Annotated in this window: 1 protein-coding gene; it reads left to right on the top strand. The window is 68.6% G+C overall.

All coding sequences use genetic code 11. The features are described from left to right. Positions 1–846: ABC transporter permease (locus ACFQEU_RS16645; protein WP_379783954.1), on the top strand; the 846-nt coding region annotated here is incomplete at its 5' end. Between the last annotated feature and the right edge of the window lie 122 nt (positions 847–968).

Here is a 968-nt window from a genome sequence, read left to right as displayed (position 1 = left end):
GTCGCGGCTGGGGGGACCGCTGCCGGGGACGCTGCCGCCGGGGACACCGCCACCGACACCCGCGACCCGCGACCGGCCACCTACTACCACCTCGCGCGGGCGGTGCTCTACCGCGAGTTCCTGATCTTCGTCCGCTACCCGGCGAACGCGATCGGCGGGATCGTCGTCGCCCTGTTCTTCTTCGGCCTCCTGTTTTACGGCGGGCAACTGCTGGCCGGGCAGGCGCTCGCCGACTCGCTCGAGGGGATCATCGCCGGCTACTTCCTGTGGACGCTGTCGGTCGGGGCGTACTCCTCGGTGTCGAACGACATCGGCAGCGAGGTCCAGTGGGGTACCCTCGAGCGACACATCACTACCCCGTTCGGGTTCGCGCCGGTCGCGCTGTTGAAGGGGGTCGCGAAGGTGGTCCGGACGTTCCTCACGAGCGCGGTCGTGCTCGCGTTCATGCTGCTCCTGACCGGGACGCGGCTCAGCCTCGACCCGATCACGGTGGTCTCGGTCGCCGGGCTGGCGATCGTCTCGGTGCTCGGGCTCGGATTCGCCGCCGGCGGACTCACGGTGTTGTACAAGCGGATCGGGAACTGGCTCAACCTGCTCCAGTTCGGCTTCATCGTCCTCATCTCCGCGCCGGTGTTCGAGCTGCCGTGGACCCGCTTCCTCCCGCTGGCACACGGGAGCGCGCTGCTCCAGCGCGCGATGGTCGACGGCGTGCGGCTGTGGGAGTTCGGGCTCGCCGACCTCGCGCTGCTCGTCGCCGTCGCCGTCGGCTACCTCCTCGGCGGCTACCTCGTGTTCCACTACGCGACCAAGCGCGCGCGCCGACTGGGCGTGCTCGGCGACTACTGAGCCGAGGACGCCGCAGTCGGCCGGGTCCTACACCGTGAGCGTGGAACCATTATACCGGAGGATGAGATCATCTACTTATAAACGATCGAAGCGGTGGCGCGCCTCCGAGCGGCCGCTTATAA

Origin of the sequence: Halorubrum tibetense (assembly GCF_042661865.1) — an archaeon.
Taxonomy (GTDB): domain Archaea; phylum Halobacteriota; class Halobacteria; order Halobacteriales; family Haloferacaceae; genus Halorubrum; species Halorubrum tibetense.
The sequence above is the reverse complement of the archived record's forward strand: the minus strand, read 5'-3'. Positions and strand labels throughout refer to the sequence as shown.